Source organism: Sphingobium sp. PNB, assembly GCF_019873065.1.
Classification (GTDB): Bacteria; Pseudomonadota; Alphaproteobacteria; order Sphingomonadales; family Sphingomonadaceae; genus Sphingobium; species Sphingobium fuliginis.
In genome coordinates this window covers 29,539-46,382 of record NZ_JAINEZ010000027.1, presented here as the reverse complement: position 1 = coordinate 46,382, position 16,844 = coordinate 29,539, and the positions used below count along the sequence as shown (strand labels likewise).

The 16,844-nt window shown below is 65.7% G+C and carries 17 protein-coding genes; 10 read left to right on the top strand and 7 right to left on the bottom strand.

What is annotated here, in order from left to right:
* Positions 1 to 19: 19 nt before the first annotated feature.
* Positions 20 to 1,423, bottom strand: coding sequence for a GntP family permease (locus tag K7W03_RS11410; protein WP_025549378.1), 1,404 nt, complete (start codon positions 1,421 to 1,423; stop codon positions 20 to 22).
* 289 nt (positions 1,424 to 1,712) lie between these two features.
* Between K7W03_RS11410 and rpsF the strand changes: the two genes are divergently transcribed.
* The 3 genes from rpsF to rplI are packed head-to-tail and all read left to right on the top strand — an operon-like array spanning position 1,713 to position 2,983.
* Entirely contained in the window at positions 1,713 to 2,135 is a 423-nt protein-coding gene (rpsF, locus tag K7W03_RS11405) for a 30S ribosomal protein S6 (RefSeq protein ID WP_025549379.1), read from the top strand.
* Positions 2,136 to 2,148: 13 nt separating this feature from the next.
* Positions 2,149 to 2,373, top strand: a complete 225-nt coding sequence (gene rpsR, locus K7W03_RS11400) for a 30S ribosomal protein S18 (protein ID WP_004212076.1) — start codon at positions 2,149 to 2,151, stop codon at positions 2,371 to 2,373.
* Between the two features lie 13 nt (positions 2,374 to 2,386).
* Complete coding sequence (gene rplI, locus K7W03_RS11395) at positions 2,387 to 2,983, top strand: 50S ribosomal protein L9 (protein WP_025549380.1); 597 nt, start codon at positions 2,387 to 2,389, stop codon at positions 2,981 to 2,983.
* A 153-nt stretch (positions 2,984 to 3,136) separates the two neighbouring features.
* Here rplI and K7W03_RS11390 read toward each other — a convergent pair whose 3' ends face one another.
* On the bottom strand, positions 3,137 to 4,009 hold the full coding sequence (locus K7W03_RS11390) for a DMT family transporter (RefSeq protein ID WP_226870069.1): 873 nt from the start codon (positions 4,007 to 4,009) through the stop codon (positions 3,137 to 3,139).
* A gap of 135 nt (positions 4,010 to 4,144) precedes the next feature.
* On the opposite strand from K7W03_RS11390, the gene K7W03_RS11385 reads away from it, so the two are divergent.
* From K7W03_RS11385 to K7W03_RS11365, 5 genes are all read left to right on the top strand, one after another.
* Positions 4,145 to 4,519 (top strand): c-type cytochrome, encoded by a 375-nt coding sequence (locus K7W03_RS11385; protein WP_025549382.1) that lies wholly within the window; start codon positions 4,145 to 4,147, stop codon positions 4,517 to 4,519.
* A 141-nt stretch (positions 4,520 to 4,660) separates the two neighbouring features.
* On the top strand, positions 4,661 to 5,914 hold the full coding sequence (locus tag K7W03_RS11380) for a CaiB/BaiF CoA transferase family protein (RefSeq protein WP_025549383.1): 1,254 nt from the start codon (positions 4,661 to 4,663) through the stop codon (positions 5,912 to 5,914).
* Positions 5,911 to 6,693, top strand: a complete 783-nt coding sequence (locus K7W03_RS11375) for an SDR family NAD(P)-dependent oxidoreductase (protein ID WP_044661898.1) — start codon at positions 5,911 to 5,913, stop codon at positions 6,691 to 6,693. Before K7W03_RS11380 ends, K7W03_RS11375 begins: the two co-directional genes overlap by 4 nt.
* Before the next feature lie 11 nt (positions 6,694 to 6,704).
* Positions 6,705 to 7,571 carry an enoyl-CoA hydratase gene (locus K7W03_RS11370; RefSeq protein WP_222886360.1) on the top strand — a complete coding sequence of 289 codons (867 nt, stop codon included), beginning with the start codon at positions 6,705 to 6,707 and terminating at the stop codon, positions 7,569 to 7,571.
* Positions 7,568 to 9,250: an acyl-CoA dehydrogenase family protein gene (locus tag K7W03_RS11365; RefSeq protein WP_222886359.1), complete on the top strand. Its 1,683-nt coding sequence runs from the start codon at positions 7,568 to 7,570 to the stop codon at positions 9,248 to 9,250. The genes K7W03_RS11370 and K7W03_RS11365 overlap by 4 nt, the downstream gene beginning before the upstream one ends.
* A gap of 92 nt (positions 9,251 to 9,342) precedes the next feature.
* On the opposite strand, the gene K7W03_RS11360 is transcribed toward K7W03_RS11365, so the two are convergent.
* The 5 genes from K7W03_RS11360 to K7W03_RS11340 all read right to left on the bottom strand — a co-directional run bounded on the left by K7W03_RS11360 (position 9,343) and on the right by K7W03_RS11340 (position 13,805).
* Complete coding sequence (locus K7W03_RS11360; RefSeq protein WP_167706572.1) at positions 9,343 to 9,498, bottom strand: hypothetical protein; 156 nt, start codon at positions 9,496 to 9,498, stop codon at positions 9,343 to 9,345.
* 560 nt (positions 9,499 to 10,058) lie between these two features.
* A complete protein-coding gene (locus tag K7W03_RS11355; protein ID WP_061936289.1) occupies positions 10,059 to 10,271 on the bottom strand; it encodes a DUF2093 domain-containing protein in 213 nt (70 codons plus the stop codon).
* Positions 10,271 to 11,674 (bottom strand): NAD(P)H-dependent flavin oxidoreductase, encoded by a 1,404-nt coding sequence (locus tag K7W03_RS11350; RefSeq protein WP_025549388.1) that lies wholly within the window; start codon positions 11,672 to 11,674, stop codon positions 10,271 to 10,273. Before K7W03_RS11350 ends, K7W03_RS11355 begins: the two co-directional genes overlap by 1 nt.
* 94 nt (positions 11,675 to 11,768) lie before the next feature.
* Positions 11,769 to 12,920 (bottom strand): glycosyltransferase family 4 protein, encoded by a 1,152-nt coding sequence (locus K7W03_RS11345; RefSeq protein WP_222886358.1) that lies wholly within the window; start codon positions 12,918 to 12,920, stop codon positions 11,769 to 11,771.
* 15 nt (positions 12,921 to 12,935) lie between these two features.
* Entirely contained in the window at positions 12,936 to 13,805 is an 870-nt protein-coding gene (locus K7W03_RS11340) for an alpha/beta fold hydrolase (protein WP_025549390.1), read from the bottom strand.
* A 40-nt stretch (positions 13,806 to 13,845) separates the two neighbouring features.
* On the opposite strand from K7W03_RS11340, the gene K7W03_RS11335 reads away from it, so the two are divergent.
* Positions 13,846 to 15,240, top strand: coding sequence for a protein adenylyltransferase SelO (locus K7W03_RS11335; RefSeq protein ID WP_222886357.1), 1,395 nt, complete (start codon positions 13,846 to 13,848; stop codon positions 15,238 to 15,240).
* Between the two features lie 143 nt (positions 15,241 to 15,383).
* On the top strand, positions 15,384 to 16,817 hold the full coding sequence (gene astD, locus K7W03_RS11330; RefSeq protein WP_222886356.1) for a succinylglutamate-semialdehyde dehydrogenase: 1,434 nt from the start codon (positions 15,384 to 15,386) through the stop codon (positions 16,815 to 16,817).
* Positions 16,818 to 16,844 lie beyond the last annotated feature (27 nt).

Sequence of the window (16,844 nt, the reverse complement as noted above, 5' to 3'; positions counted from 1 at the left end):
AGCCGCGCTCCGGGGCGTCCTATACCAGCCCCGTCAGATAATAGACCGCGATCACCACGAAGACGGTGAAGGTCTTGATCAGCGTCAGGGCGAAAATATCCTTATAGGCCTGCCGGTGCGTCAGGCCCGTCACCGCCAGCAAGGTGATGATCGCGCCATTGTGCGGCAGGCTGTCCATCCCCCCGCTCGCCATGGAGGCCACCCGGTGCAGCACCTCGCGCGGGATGCCCGCCGCATCGCCCGCCGCCGCGAACTGTTCCGCCATGGCGGCAAGCGCGATCGACAGCCCACCCGAAGCCGAGCCGGTGATGCCGGCAAGCGACGTCACGGTAATCGCCTCATTGACCAGTGGATCGGGCACGGCCTTCAGCGCTTCCTTCACCGCCAGGAAACCCGGCAGCGCGGCGATCACCGCGCCGAAGCCATATTCGACCGCCGTATTCATCCCCGCCAGCAGCGCGCCGCCCACGGCCGCCTTCGACCCATCGGCAAAGCGCCGCGCCACTTGCGGGAAGGCGAAGAGCAGGATCGTCCCTATGCCCAGCAGCAGGGCGCCCTCCACCGCCCAGAGCGCGGCGACCTGAGCCACCTTCACCACGACGGGATCGGTCAGGCCGGCCAGCGACACGGCCACCTCCTCCCCCGCCACAAGGCGCGGGATCAGCATGGTCAGCGCCAGATTGCCCAATCCCACCACCAGCAGCGGCAGCAGGGCGATCAGCGGATGCACGGTCCGATCGCCCCGATCCGCGGCTTCCGGCTCGTTCACCAGGGTCTCCGGCGCGCCATAGCCCTCCCCCGCCGCCTGCATCGCGCGCCTGCGCCAGCCCAGATAGGTGAGGCCCAGACCCATGATGCAGACCGATCCTGCCAGACCCAGCACCGGCGCCGCCCAGGCGGTCGTGCCGAAGAAGCTGGTCGGGATGATGTTCTGGATCTGCGGCGTTCCCGGCATCGCATCCATGGTGAAGGTGATGGCGCCAAGACCGATGGTCGCGGGTATCAGCCGCTTGGGAATGTCGCCCTGCCGGAACATCTCCGCGGCGAAGGGATAGACGGCGAACACCGCCACGAACACCGAAACGCCGCCATAGGTCAGCAGCGCCGACACCAGCATGATCGCGGGGATCGCCTGGCCTGCCCCCACCAGCCCGATCACGGCGGTCACGATCGCGCGCGAGAAGCCGGAAACCTCTATCAGCTTGCCGAACAGCGCGCCGAGCAGGAATACCGGGAAATAAAGCTTCAGGAAGCTTCCCACCCTTTCCATGAAGACGCCGGAAAAGACCGCAGGCACGGCGGCGGGATCGGTCAGGAACACGGCCAGCATCGCCAGCAGCGGCGCCATCACGATGACGCTCATCCCCCGATAGGCCGCGACCATCAGCAATATCAGCGACAGGGCCGCTATTCCGACCGCCATAAGATACCCCCCTCCGTTCGGGCTGAACCTGTCGAAGCCCCGCCCGTCAATCCTTGCAACCGAGATTAAAGAAGAAAAGGGCTTCGACAAGCTCATCCCCAACGGTAAAATTGCGTGCCCCTGCTGCGCCGATCCGCCCTTGCCTTTCCCGCGCATTTCCGTCATAGGCGCCGCTTCGCACGACCCGGGGTGACTCGCGGTCGCGCGAATCAATGCTTGAGACGACAGCCGGAGGGGCGTTCCACATGGGGTGGGCGTCAGCGATCGGCCAACAGATGAGGCAATACCCATGGCTCTTTACGAGCATGTGTTCCTTGCGCGCCAGGATCTGGCACAGGCGCAGGTGGACGCTCTGGCGGAAACCGCCACCAAGATCGTCGAGGATATGCAGGGCAAGGTGACCAAGGTCGAGACCTGGGGCCTGCGCTCGCTGGCCTACAAGATCGCCAAGAACCGCAAGGCGCATTATGTGATGCTGAACATCGACGCCCCGGCCGGCGTCGTCGCGGAACTGGAGCGCCAGACCCAGATCAACGAAGACATCATCCGCTACATGACCATCAAGGTCGATGAGCTGGAGACCGGTCCGTCGGTCATGATGCGCAAGCAGGAACGCGCCGAACGCGGTCCGCGCGGCGATCGTGGCGACCGCAATGATCGTGGGGGCGATCGCGGCCCGCGCCGCGAGCGCGAAGAAGCCGCCGGCGAATAAGGAGATCTGAACCATGGCACGCCCGTTTTTCCGCCGCCGCAAGAGCTGCCCCTTCGCCGCCAAGGATGCGCCGAAGATCGATTACAAGGACGTCCGTCTGCTGCAGGGCTTCGTGTCCGAGCGCGGCAAGATCGTCCCCAGCCGCATCACCGCGGTGTCCGCCAAGAAGCAGCGTGAGCTGGCCCAGGCCATCAAGCGCGCCCGTCACCTGGGCCTGCTGCCCTATATCGTGAAGTAAGGGAGAAAGACCCATGGAAATCATTCTCCTTGAACGCATCGAGAAGCTGGGCGCCATCGGCGACGTCGTCACCGTGAAGGACGGTTACGCGCGTAACTACCTGCTGCCCAACAAGAAGGCGCTGCGTTCGAACGCCGCCAACAAGAAGGTCTTCGAAGCGAACCGCGCGAAGATCGAGGCCGACAACGCCGCTCGCCGCTCGGACGCCGAAAAGGCTGCCGAAGGCGTGAACGGCAAGCAGATCGTCCTGATCCGCCAGTCGTCGAACGCCGGCCACCTCTATGGTTCGGTCGCCGTCCGTGACGTCGTCGAAGCGCTGCACGCCGATGGCGTCACCAACGTCACCAAGGCGATGGTGGTTCTGGAGCGCCCGATCAAGACGCTCGGCGTGTTCGACGTCAAGGTCGCGCTGCATCCGGAAGTGGCCGTCACCGTCACGGTGAACGTCGCCCGCTCGCCGGAAGAAGCCGAACTTCAGTCGCAGGGCGTCGATGTGATGGCCGACCTGTTCGAAAAGGACGAAAGCGGCTTCACCGAAGATTACGATCCGAATGCGGAACCCGGCGAAATCGCCGTGGAAGCCGAAGAAGCTCCGGCCGAAGAAGCCTGAGTTTTCCTTTCCGGACGATAACAGGAAAGCCGCCCCTCACCGGGCGGCTTTTTGTTGTTGCCGGGCATATGCCTCGAATGGATGAGAGACTTTCCGGGTGGATTGGGAGGTCCGTGGAAACATCGCTTTCCAACCCGATCCGCGACGTGAAGCTCAGCCCCTCGCCTTGCGGTCCGGCGACAGGGCGATGATCGTCACGCCGGCCAGCGCCAGCGTCCCGCCGCCGATCATCACGGCGGTGATGGGGGTTCCGAAATAAAGCGAGGCGAACACCGTCGACATCACCGGCGCCGCCAGCATCAACGGCATGATCGTCGAGATCGGATAGCGCTGGAGCAGCCAGGCCAGCGTTCCCTGCCCGATGATCGTCGACCCAAGGCAGCTGAAGGCGAACCAGGCCGCCGGCACCCATCCGACATGCGCCAGGCCGGCGATGGCCGATCGTTCGAACATCAGCGCGAAGGGAGCGAGGGTCAGGGCGCCCATCAGGCCATTCCAGGCCTGGCCGTTCATCACGCTGACGCCAGCCAGCCTGCGCTGCACCAGCGTGGCGCCGCCCCAAGTCATCGCCGCGCTCGCCATCACCAGCACGGCAGGCACTTCGGTCAGGATGTGCGGATCGAAAACCAGCGCCGCGACTCCGGCAAAGGCCAGCATGACCCCCGCGACCTTGCGCGCGTTGAGCTTCTCCCCCAGCAGCAGCGCGCCCAGCAGCAGGGAGAAAGGCACGCTGAGCTGCCCCGCAATGGCCAGGGCGCCGACATTGGTGGCCATGAACAGCGCGATGTTCAGCAGCAGCAGGAACAGGCCGCCGTTCAGGAACCCGTAGAGCGCCAGCCAGCCCGTCCGCCCGGGCAGCGACCGGATCGCGGGCGCGCACAGCAGGAACACCACCCCCATTCGCAGCGCCACCGACAGCAGCGGCGCGGTGGCGTCCACCACCACCTTCATCGCGATCACGTTGAGCGCGAACATCAGGTTCACCAGCAGGGCCAGGACCATTCCCAGCGGTCCGAAGCGCCGCATGGCCTCTCCACCACCCTCCATCGCATGTCCTTCTTCCGGCCCGATCTTCAATTCCTGTTCAGACTCAGGCTGCTATTTGTTATTTGTGCACACTGGTATAGATTCCAGCCAGTGATGAAGGGAAGAGGATAACTGATGATTTCGAAATTCGTCGCGCTTGCCGCTGCCACGCTGATTGCGAGCCCCGCACTCGCCCAGGCGGGCGACGCCGCCAAGGGCAAGGCGGTTTTCGCCCGCTGCATGGCGTGCCACACGGTCGATCCGGGGGTCAACCGGCTGGGCCCTTCGCTGGCCGGCGTGGTGGGCCGGACGTCCGGCACGGTTCCGGGTTTCGCCTATTCGGCGGCGATGAAGAACGCCAAGATCCGTTGGGACGCAAAGTCGCTCGACGCCTTCCTGGCCAAGCCGACGGCGAAGGTGCCGGGCAGCAAGATGATCTTCGCGGGCCTGCCCAACCCCGCGGATCGCGCCAATCTGATCGCCTATCTCGCCACGGCGGGCAAGAAATGATCTGAAAACTATCCTATAGTGCAAAAATCATTGCGCTAGCCGCCCTGTCCCGCTATCTGTTGAGTCAAGCGATGCAGCAGAACTTCAGGGACAGGAGCGGATGCGATTTTCCGACGACAGGATGATGACGGGAGCGCAGGCATGAACGCCCGCGCTCTCGAAGGGGTGAAGGTGCTGGACCTTTCGCGGGTCCTCGCCGGCCCCTGGTCGACGCAGATCCTGGCCGATTTCGGCGCGGATGTGATCAAGATCGAGCTGCCCGGCCATGGCGACGACACGCGCGCCTGGGGGCCGCCCTATCTGACCGGCGCGGATGGCGAGCCGGAGATCGGCACCAGCGCCTATTATCTGTCCTGCAACCGCAACAAGCGTTCCGCCGCGATCAACCTTGCGACGCCGCAGGGCGCGGACCTCATCCGCAAGCTCGCCGCGCAGGCCGACATAGTGGTCGAGAATTTCAAGGTCGGCGGCCTGAAGAAATACGGCCTCGATTATGAGAGCCTTCGTGGCGTGAACCCGCGCCTCGTCTATTGCTCCATCACCGGCTTCGGCCAGACCGGCCCCTATGCCGATCGTGGCGGCTACGACTTCGTGGCGCAGGGCATGGGCGGCTTCATGAGCATCACGGGGGAAGAGGATGGCGGCCCGCTGCGCGCCGGCGTCGCCATGGCGGACCTGTCGACCGGCATGTTCGCCACCGTCTCCATCCTGATGGCGTTGCGCCATGCCGAACGGACCGGCGAGGGGCAGCAGATCGACGTGTCGCTGCTCGACACCCAGATCGCGATGCTCGCCAATCAGGGCATGAACTGGCTCGTCGGCAATGTGGTGCCCGGGCGTCTGGGCAACCGCCATCCGACCGTCGTGCCCTACAAGACGTTCGAGGTGGCGGACGGGGTGATGATCATCGCCATCGGCAACGACCGGCAGTTCCGCGCCTTCTGCACCGAAATGGGCCATTCGGAACTCGGCACCGATCCGCGCTTCGCCACCAGCGCCCAGCGGCTGATCAACCGCGAGGAAATCGAGGCGAAGGTGCAGGAGATCGTCCGCCCCTTCCCCCGCGACGCGCTGATGGCGCGCTTCGTCGCGGCGGGCGTGCCCGCCGGGCCGGTCAATACGATCAGGGACGTGTTCGAAGACCCTTTCATCGCGGCGCGGCAGACCGTCCACCGCTTCCGCCGGGAAGAGGATGGGGTGGAGATACCGACCGTCGCCTATCCGGGCAAGCTGTCCGCCACGCCCGCCGACTACCGATATTGCCCGCCCCGCGTGGGCGAACATAGCCGTGAGATATTGGGCCAGTGGCTCGGCCTCGACGATGCGGCGCTCGATGCGCTGGCCGCCGAAGGCGCGATCGCCCAGCGCCCTGCCCAGGAGGGAACAGAAGCATGAAACTCGACAATAGCGTTGCCGCCATCGTGACCGGCGGCGCATCCGGGCTGGGCGAAGCGACCGCCCGCGCGCTCGCCGCCAGGGGGGTGAAGGTCGCCCTGTTCGACTTCAACGAGGAGACGGGGAACAGGGTCGCGGCCGAAATCGGCGGCACCTTCTGCAAGGTCGACGTCACCGACGAAGCATCGGTCGATGCGGGATTCGAACAGGCCCGCGCCGCCCATGGGCAGGAACGGATCATCGTCAATTGCGCGGGCACCGGCAATGTCGTCAAGACCGCCTCGCGCGACCGCGAAACCGGCGCGATCAAAGCCTTCCCCACCGACCAGTTCGAACGGATCGTCCAGATCAACCTGATCGGCACCTTCCGCTGCTGCGCCAAGTCGGCGGCGGGGATGCTGACGCTGGAGCCGCTGGAGGACAATGCGCGGGGCGTGATCATCAACACATCCAGCGCGGCGGCGGTGGACGGCCAGATCGGCCAGGCGGCCTATAGCGCGTCGAAGGGCGGCATCGTCAGCCTTACCCTCCCCATGGCCCGCGACCTGATGGGCGAGGGCATCCGCGTCAACGCGATCCTGCCCGGCATTTTCGACACGCCGCTGATGGCGCGGGCGAGCGACAAGGTGCGCGACGCGCTGTCGGCCACGGTCCCCTTCCCCAAGCGCTTCGGCAAGCCGGAAGAGTTCGCCGCCATGGCGTTGGCGATGATCGAGAATGACTATTGGAACGGCGAATATGTGCGGCTGGACGGCGGCCTGCGCATGCCGCCGCGCTGAGGAGAGCGACCATGTCCGAGGAAGTGCAGCCTGAATATGTGACCTACAGGGTCGAGGACGGCGTCGCATGGGTGATGCTGAACCGCCCGCAATATAGCAATGCGCAGAATTACCGGCTGCTTGGGCAGCTCGACGACGCGTTCAAGCGCGCGGTCGAGGATGATGACGTGAAGGTCATCGTGCTGGGCGGCGAAGGCAAGCATTTTTCCGCCGGCCACGACATCGGCACGCCGGAGAAGGACAGCAACATGCCCCGGTTCCGCACGACCCTTTGGTGGGATCACCTCAACAAGGGCGGCGCGGAGCGGCAATATGTGCTGGAGCAGGACGGCTATCTCGGCCTCTGCCGCCGCTGGCAGGAAATTCCCAAGCCGATGATCGCCATGGTGCAGGGCGCCTGCATCGCGGGCGGGCTGATGCTGGCGTGGGTCTGCGACCTGATCGTCGCGTCGGAGGACGCCTTCTTCCAGGACCCGGTGCAGCGCATGGCCCAGCCGGGCGTCGAATATTTCGCCCATGCCTTCGAACTGCCGCCGCGCGTCGCCCGCGAACTGCTGCTGCTCGGCCGCCGCATGCCGGCCCAGCGCGCCTATCAGTTCGGCATGGTGAACGAGATTTTCCCGCGCGAGACGCTGCGCGAGGAAGTCGCGAAGATCGCCGCCGAAATCGCCCAGCATGACCGCTTCGGAATGGCGCTTACCAAGCAGGCGTTCAACTTCGTGGAAGACCTGCGCGGCAAGCGGCAGGCGATGGACGGCGTGTTCCACATGCACCATCTGGCCCATGCGCATAACCAGCTGATGACCGGCAATCTCGTCGGCGGGCTGGACGCCAAGGCGATGGCGACGGCCAACAAGAAGCAGGCCGGCGAAGGATGAGCGCGGCGGTGGAACTGGAAAAGACGGTGCTGGTCCTTCCCAGCCTCCCCGCGCTGCTTTCGGGCGCGGCGGATGCCGCACAGGCCTTCGTCGCCGCCGTCCAACCGCAGGTGAAGGCGCGCATCGCCAACGACAAGGGACAGGTCGACCGCGTGCTGGCCGATGTGGAGCAGCATGTCGTCCACGGCTTCGGCTGGTTCGCCTCCTATGCGGAGATGATGCGGGAGGTCGCCAACTGGGCCGCCCATCTCGACGCGCAGGGCGCGTTCGGGGAGGTCGAGGCGCTGCTCGCCCAACTCCTCTTCGCGGAATATGGCGCGCAGATGCTGGGCGGCATTTCCATGAACCAGGGCGAGGTGATCCGCGCCACCGACCTGACCGACGACCTGTCGACGCTCGACGCGCCTGCTTTCCGCACCCTTGTCCGTGAGGGCGGCGGGCAGGCGGTGAAATCGGCCATCGCCCGCCACCTTATTGCCCGGCGGGGTCATGCCACGCTGGAAAATTGCGGGTTGGACGAGATGTTCGACATGGTGCGCGAGCAGTTCTTCGCCTTTTCGAACGAGAAGGTCGCGCCCTTCGCCCATGACTGGCATCTGAAGGACGAGTTGATCCCCCTGCCCCTGGTCGAGGAACTGGGCGCAATGGGCGTGTTCGGCATGACCATTCCGGAAGCGTTCGGCGGGCTGGGCATGGGCAAGACCGCCATGTGCGTCGTGTCGGAGGAACTGTCGCGCGGATGGATCGGCGTGGGGTCGCTCGCCACCCGATCCGAAATCGCGGCGGAACTGATCCTGACCGGCGGCACCGACGGGCAGAAGGCCCATTGGCTGCCGCAGATCGCCAATGCATCGATCCTGCCGACCGCCGTCTTCACGGAGCCCGACACCGGCTCGGACCTGGGTTCGCTGCGCACTCGCGCGGCGCTGGCCGATGGCGAATATCGGGTGAACGGCAACAAGACCTGGATCACCCACGCCGCCCGCGCGGACGTGATGACGCTGCTGGTCCGCACCGATCCCGGCACGAAGAATTACAGCGGCCTTTCCATGCTGATCGCGCCCAAGCAGCGCGGCACGGTGGCCGATCCCTTCCCCACGCCGGGCATGAGCGGCGGCGAGATCGAGGTGATCGGCTATCGCGGCATGAAGGAATATGAGATCGGCTTCGACGATTTCAGCGTGCCCGCCCAGAACCTGCTGGGGGGCATTGAGGGGCAGGGCTTCAAGCAACTCATGGCGACATTCGAATCCGCGCGAATCCAGACGGCCGCCCGCGCCATCGGCGTGGCGCAGGCCGCGCTCGACATCGGCCTTTCCTATGCGCTCGACCGCAAGCAGTTCGGCCGCCCGATCTTCGACTTCCCCCGTGTCGCCAACAAGCTGGCGATGATGGCGGCGGAGATCATGGGCGCGCGCCAGCTCACCTATTTCGCCGCGCGCCGCAAGGATGAGGGGAAGCGCTGCGACCTGGAGGCAGGCATGGCCAAGCTGATCGGCGCCCGCGTCGCCTGGGCGGCGGCGGACAATGCGTTGCAGATCCATGGCGGCAACGGCTTTGCAACCGAATATCAGGTGAGCCGCCTGCTCGCGGATGCGCGCATCCTGAACATCTTCGAGGGCGCGGGGGAAATCCAGGCGCAGGTGATCGCACGACGGCTGCTGGACGGCGGGAATTGAGAAGGCGGCTCATGGCGAAAGGCGGCGGGGGGCGTAGACTCCCCTGAACCACGGTCCCGGCGGCCCACCCCCCTTTTCGCGAGCGCCTGGGTTTAAAGCCCCAGGCGGCTCCAGAACTCGTCGGGTTTGACCGGCGTCGCGGTTTCGGACGCGCGTTCGGGACGTGTCCAGGAGGAATGGGGGATGTGGATTTGCGGGCTGGAGCCGAAACGGCGTTGCCGGCGGGCACGAGTGGCATTCTGGGTCATCGTCTTCTCCTGTCGAGGAGGAACACGAAACCTTGCGTCGTCGCTTCAGTACCGTGCGCTTTAGCCGTTGGTGACGCGGAGCAAGCTGACATCCTTCAAAAGCCGCGGAGCGTTGCGCTCGGCAATATATCTACCCAATTTGTAGAGAGATGGAAGAAAGCTTTGCTTAAGACGGCGAGACCACAGGTTTCACGATATGGGGGACGCAGAATCCGTCCTGCGGGTGGAAGCGAGCCGTCCGGAACGAGGTAGGACGCCCGTCAGAACGCCACATTATAAAGGAACCAGCCCACGATCAGCAGGCTCGTCACAACACAGAGGCGATCACCAAAAATGTCGATCCGCGACATCGCTTACATCCTTCCTTGGTCGAGCGATCTCCGTCGCTTCGTTCATGAAGGATAAACCATCAGCGGGGACAAAGGAATAGCATAAGTGCGGCAGGCGGAGACATAAAAGCGCCGGATGGAAAAAGCAGAGGCTTGAACCGACGTCGTGCAAAAAGGCCCGGGCGTGGCCAGTTCTGATAAAATTCCAGCAATTCGCCTGAATTCAGGCCTTTACCGAAAATCCGCGCCGCGATGCTTCAGGAAGGAACGGGTCGCTTCCTCCGGTCCCCTATAGGCCTCCTGAAACTCCGCGCTCCAATATTTGAGGTCTTCCAGATCGATGCGCGCCCCGGAAACCGCGCAAAGGACGAACTGTCCCGGACGCACGACCTCAAAATGCGGCGTGTCGTAGTGCAGCACCGCCAATCCCTGAATGTCCGCCATCAGTCGCCGGTCAGGATGCGGTCGACAAGTTGCTTCACGGTCGGCACGAACCCGTTCGAATAGAAGGGGTCCTGCTTGAACTTGTAGGCGCCATGGCCCGCGAAGAGCAGATTCTTGTCGAGGTCGCCGCCATGAACGGCCTCCTGCAGCGATTTCTGGATGCAGAAGCTGCGCGGATCGGCCAGGCGGCCGGTCGAATTGGTCTCGCTGTCCATCCAGCTTGAAAAGGCGCATTGGCTGAGGCAGCCCATGCAATCGGTCTGGTCCTTGCGGATTTCGGCCTTTTCCTCCTCCGTCACGAAGACAAGCGTATTGTCCGGCGTCTTGAGCGCGGAGGTGAAGCCCTGCCCCACCCATTCGCGGGCGCGCAGAAGGTCGCCGCGCGTCACCCAGAAATTCTTGCCCTTCACGCCGGCGTCGAGCTGATGCGTATGGTCGCCGGCCTGTTCGGTGCTGAACGGAATCTGCCGTTCCGATCGGGCTTCCAGGGAGCGCAGGAAGGGATTGCGGACGGCCGAACTGTAGAAGCCGGTCGGCGAGAAGCGGTGGAGCAGCACGTCGCCCGGCTCCAGCTGCATCAGCCGTTCCTTCCACGCCTGCGGGATCGGGCTTTCCTGCGTCAGCAGCGGACGGGTGCCGAACTGGAACATGATCGCGCCCAGTTCCGGATTGTCGATCCAGTCGTTCCAGTCCTTGAGCGCCCAGACGCCGCCTGCCATGACGATGGGCACATCGTCGGAAATGCCCCCCTCCCGCATGGTGGCGCGCAAGTCGCGGACGCGGGGATAGGGGTCCTGCGGCACCTTGGGGTCTTCGGCGTTGGACAGGCCGTTATGGCCGCCCGCCAGCCACGGGTCCTCATAGACCACCGCCGCCAGCCATTCCGATGCCTTGGAATAGGCGCGCTTCCACAGGGCCCGGAAGGCGCGGCCGGAACTGACGATGGGCAGATAGTTGACGCCGTAGGAGGCGGCGATCTCCGACAGCTTGTAGGGCATGCCCGCGCCGCAGGTCACGCCCGCGACCATTCCCTTCGTCTTTTCCAGGACACCGTGGAGGACGCGCTGCGCACCGCCCATTTCCCAGAGCACGTTGATGTTGATCGCGCCCTTGCCACCGGCGATTTCGAAGGCCCGCTTCACCTGTTCGACCGCGCCGTCTATCGCATAGGCGATCAGTTCCTCATGGCGGTCGCGGCGGGTGCGGCCATGATAGATCTGGGGAATGACGTTGCCGAAGCTGTCATAGCTGTCCGCGTTGACCGCCGACACCGTGCCGATGCCGCCGGCCGCCGCCCAGGCGCCGGAACTGGCATGGTTGGAAACGGCTACCCCCTTGCCGCCTTCGACCAATGGCCAGACTTCCCGGCCGCCGTAAACGATGGGCTTCAACCCCTTGAACAACGCAATCTCCCGCGCAAAAATCCCGTGGCCCCCGACCACCTGAACGCCGCCCTATAGCAGCTTTACGGTCGGATGACGAATATTTGGGCGCGCCCTACCGCAAAATATGGGGGCTGGATAGTGCCTGACCGTAAAGGCCGGCATAGGCGTCCACCATGGCGGCTTCGGTGAAATCGCGGCAGGTGCGTTGGCGGTTCGCCTCGCCAAGCCTTTGCCGCAGACCGGGATCGCCGACGAGCGCGCCGAGCGCCGAGGACAGGGCTGCTTCGTCCCGGACGACGAACGGCCGGTTTTCGGGCGCGACCATGGCAGCGACGTCCCCCACATCGGTCGATGCGACGGGCAGGCCCGCCGCCATCGCCTCCACCAGCGAGATCGGGAACTGCTCGCTGTCGGAAGACAAAGCGAAGATGTCGAACAGGCCCATGAAGCGCCACGGTTCCGGCAGGAATCCGGCCATGCAGATGTCGGCCAGTCCGTGATCCCTGGCTTCCGCCGCTATGGCGTCGCGTTCCGGCCCCTCCCCCACCACCACAAGTTGCAGCCGGTCGCGATGCGGCGCGGCGGCGCGGACGAGGCGGCGGATGTTCTTGACCGGGCGCAGGCCCGCCACCGTCCCCACCAGCAGCTTGCCGGCCGAGCGGTCGAGGGCTGGAATGGCGTCCGGCACAGGCGGCAGGGCATAGCGCGCCGTGTCTATGCCGTTGCGGATCAGGTGGACCTTTCGCGGCGGCTGACGCCACACCTCGCGGGCGATGCCGTCGAGCCGGACGGACGGGACGACCAGCGCATGGGCGCGCTGAAGCGCCAGGCGGCGATAGAGGTTGCGCTGCGGCTTGAGGCCGCCCGCCTCATCCGCGTTGAAGCCGTCCTCATGATGGATCAGCGGCGGACCGCCATGGATGCGCCGCGCCATCACCGCATCCATCGCGCCCCAATTATAGCTGAGGATGAGGTCGTAGTCCGACAGGAAGGCCGCAATCGCCCGGAAACGCCCGAGGCCCGGCCTGCCGGCGAGTGGAGGAGGCTGGGGGAAATCGACCGGCGTGGCGGGGTCGATGGCGTCCCGCGCGCTCATCAATTGGGGCGCGGCGCTGACGATGCTGTGACGAGCGCGGTCGCCCCAAAGGTTCATCAGGCGCACGGCCCGCGCCTCCTTCCCGCCAAGCGAGAAGCTGCCGTGGACATGCAGCAGCCGGGGCGGCCCGTCGATCTGCCGAGGCCGGCCCGCGGCGAAACGCTCCATGCCGCTCAAGCCGCTTCAGCCATTCAGGACCCGCGCCAGCAGCCGGTCGATGGCGGCGACGGATTCAGGCTCGTCGAGAACGGGGGCGTGACCGACATTGGAGATGACCGCGCACTCCGCGCCGGGACCGATGTCCTCCACCATGCGGGCGGCGGTGGCCGCGGAGAGCAGGTCGGAGCGCTCGCCGCGCAGCACCAGCGTCGGAATTCCGCGAAAGGCCTGCATGACCGGCCACATGTCGACGCTCGCCTCGCTGCCCGCGACCCGCAGAGGCTCCGCTATGCGCATGTCATAGTCAAGCACGACGCGCCCCGCGCTGTTGAGGCGGTAGAGGCGCTTGGCCATGGCCAGCCATTGGTCGAGGCCATAGCCGGGATAGACGTCGCCGTTGGATTCCTCCAGCGCGCGGGCGGCGTGCACCCAGCTTGGATGCGACTGGCCGATGCCGACATAGGTGCGGATGCGCGCCAGCCCCGCCTCCTCCAGCGTCGGTCCGACATCGTTGAGCAGCGCTCCGGCCAGCCATTCGCGATGGGTCGCCGCGATCAGCATGGTGATGATGCCGCCCAGCGACGTGCCGATGGCGACGAAGCGGGTGATGGCCAGATCCGCCAGCAGGCGGCTGATGTCCTGCAGATAGGTGAGCGGGACATAGGTCATCGGGTCCTTCGCCTGCGCGCTTTCGGCGCGGCCGCGCAAGTCGGGACAGATGAGGCGCCATGGCCCGGCGAGGCGCGCCGCCAGCGGTTCGAAATCGCGGGCGTTGCGGGTCAGGCCCGGCAGGCAGAGCAAGGGAGGGCGGCCATCTTCGCCGCCAGCATAATCGCGATAATGGAGCCTCAGCCCATCGGGGGACCACCAGTATCCGTCGCTATAGCTGCTCAAGCTGCTTGATCCTTCCACCCTGCATCCCCCATATCGCCGCATGCGCCCTGCCCTGCAACCCGCCAAATTCAGCCCCGCGAACGAAATCGCCGCGCTGCAGCCCGATTTTGCCGATCCCGTCGCGGCGGCCGACTTTCCCCGGACCATCCTGCGTTTCCGCAATGACCGCTGGGCGAAGGCCGTGGGCCTGGGCGACCTGAGCGATGAGGAATGGCTGGCGCATTTCGGCCGGTTCCAGCCGCTGGAGGGATCGCTGCCCCAGCCACTGGCGCTGCGCTATCATGGGCATCAGTTCCGCGTGTACAATCCCGACATCGGGGACGGCCGCGGCTTCCTGTTCGCGCAGCTTCGGGACGGGGCCGGCCGGTTGCTCGACCTGGGCACCAAGGGTTCCGGCCAGACGCCCTACAGCCGTTTCGGGGACGGCAGGCTGACGCTGAAGGGCGGCGTGCGGGAGATATTGGCGACGGAGATGCTCGAGGCGCTGGGCGTCAACACCTCCAGGACCTTTTCCATCATCGAGACGGGCGAGGCGCTGGAGCGCAACGACGAACCTTCCCCCACCCGCGCGGCGGTGATGGTGCGGCTCAGCCACTCGCATATCCGCATCGGGTCTTTCCAGCGGGCGGCCTATTTCGACGACAAGGCGCTGCTGGAGCGGCTCGTCGACTATGCGCTGACGAAGCTCTACGGCGAGGCGCCGGGCGACAATCCTCCCGCGCAACTGCTGGGCCGGGTCGTGGAGCGCACGGCCGATCTGGCCGCGAGCTACATGGTGGCGGGCTTCGTCCATGGCGTGCTCAACAGCGACAACATCAATGTGACGGGCGAGAGCTTCGACTATGGGCCCTGGCGGTTCACGCCGCTTTGGGAAGCGGGGTTCACCGCCGCCTATTTCGACCATGCCGGGCTCTATGCCTTCGGACGGCAGGCGGAAGCGATCCACTGGGACGTGGCGCAGCTTGCCGTGTCGCTGCGTCCCCTGGTGGAGGCCGAACCGCTGATCGAGCAGCTGGAGCGCTTTCCGGCGCTCTATGCCGAGGCGATGGCGCGGCGCTTCTGCTGGCGGTTGGGGGTGGCGCCGACGGACGACGCCTCCACCATGATCGAAGCGGCGGTGCGCGGCATGATCGCGACGCAAAGGCCGATCGATCGCTTCTTCCAGGACTGGCGCGGCGGCGATCCCCGCGACGGCGGGCCTTATGCCGGCGAGGAATGGGCGGGATTTCGCGAGGCCATTGCCGGCTTCGAGGCGAGCGGGCCCCAGGATCATGCCTATTGGGCCGATCCGGCGCCCTGCTCCATGCATATCGATGAGGTGGAGGCGATCTGGAGCGGGATTGCCGAGCGGGACGACTGGACGCCGCTGCATGCGAAGGTGGCGGCGATCCGGCGCATGGGCGATGCATTGGGCGGCGCCCCTGATGTGCCCTGAATTCTCCTCCGCTGGCGGGCGGACGGGCTTTCCGTTACGTCGGCTTGCCGTTCCGCTCGCCACGCCCGCTTCCCCCTCCCCGAGGGAGGAGCAGCCGTTTGCCGCCCCTTCCCTAACGCCCCATTATCCTCCATATCGGTGCCATGTCCGCCAAGCTGACTTCGTTCGAACCCGCCACTGGTGCTCTTTTGTGGCAGGGGACTGCCAGCGACGTGGAGGCGGAGGTCGCCCGCGCCTGTGCCGCCTGGCCGAAATGGGCCGCCCAGCCCATCGCCTACCGCATCGAAACGCTGCGCCGCTTCGTCAATGTCGTGCGCGCCAATGAGGAGGCGCTGGCCGACCTGATCGCCCGCGAAACCGGCAAGCCCCTGTGGGATGCGCGGACCGAAGTGACGGCGGTGATGAACAAGGTCGACATTTCCGTCGCCGCCTTTTCCGAACGCACCGGGCAGAGACGGCTTGAAGCGGCGATGGGCGCGCGTCAGTCCGTGCGGCACAAGCCGCATGGCGTCATGGCGGTGCTGGGGCCGTATAATTTCCCGGCGCATCTGCCCAATGGACATATCGTTCCCGCGCTGCTGGCCGGCAATGCCGTCGTCTTCAAGCCGTCGGAAAAGACGCCGGCCGTGGGCGAGATGCTGGTGCGTTTCTACCATGAGGCGGGCGTGCCGGAGGATGCCGTCCGGCTGGTGCTGGGCGGACCCGACGAGGGCAAGGCGCTGGCCGCCCATCCCGATGTGGGGGGCATTCTCTTCACCGGGTCGGCGCAGACGGGCATCGCGATCAACCGGCAGTTCGCGGCCAATCCCGGCAAGATACTGGCGCTGGAAATGGGCGGGAACAACCCGATCGTCGCCTGGGATACGGCCGACATCGCCAGCGCCGCGACGCTGATCGTCCAGTCGGCCTTCCTGTCGAGCGGGCAGCGCTGCACGGCCGCGAGCCGGCTGATCGTCAGGGAGGAGCTGGCCGACACGCTGGTCGGAGAGGTCAAGAGGCTGGCGGACCGGCTGATCGTCGACCATCCCCATGCGGACCCCGCGCCTTTCATGGGGCCGGTGATCGACAATCAGGCGGCGGATCATCTGACGGAGAGCTTCCTCTATCTGATGAGCAACGGCGGCAAGCCCATCAAGCACATGGTCCGCACGACCAAGGGGCTGCCCTTCGTGACGCCGGCGATCATCGATGTGACCCCAATGGCGGAGCGGCCCGACGTCGAGCTGTTCGGCCCCCTGTTGCAGGTTGTCCGGGTGCCGGATTTCGAATCGGCGATCCGGGAGGCGAACAATACGCGCTATGGCCTTTCCGCCGCGCTGATCGGGGGATCGCCGGAACAATATAACCAGTTCTGGGCCAATATCCGGGCGGGCATCGTCAACTGGAACCGGCCGACCAACGGGGCATCCTCCTCCGCGCCCTTCGGCGGGGTGGGCATTTCCGGCAATCATCGGCCCAGCGCCTATTATGCGGCCGATTATTGCGCCTATCCGGTCGTGTCGGTGGAGATCGAGCAGCCGCGCGCATCCATCGGCATTGGCCTGAAGGACGTCGATACCAGCCTGATGGGCGATTGAGCGGCCGGGTGGTCTGGCAGCAGAGCG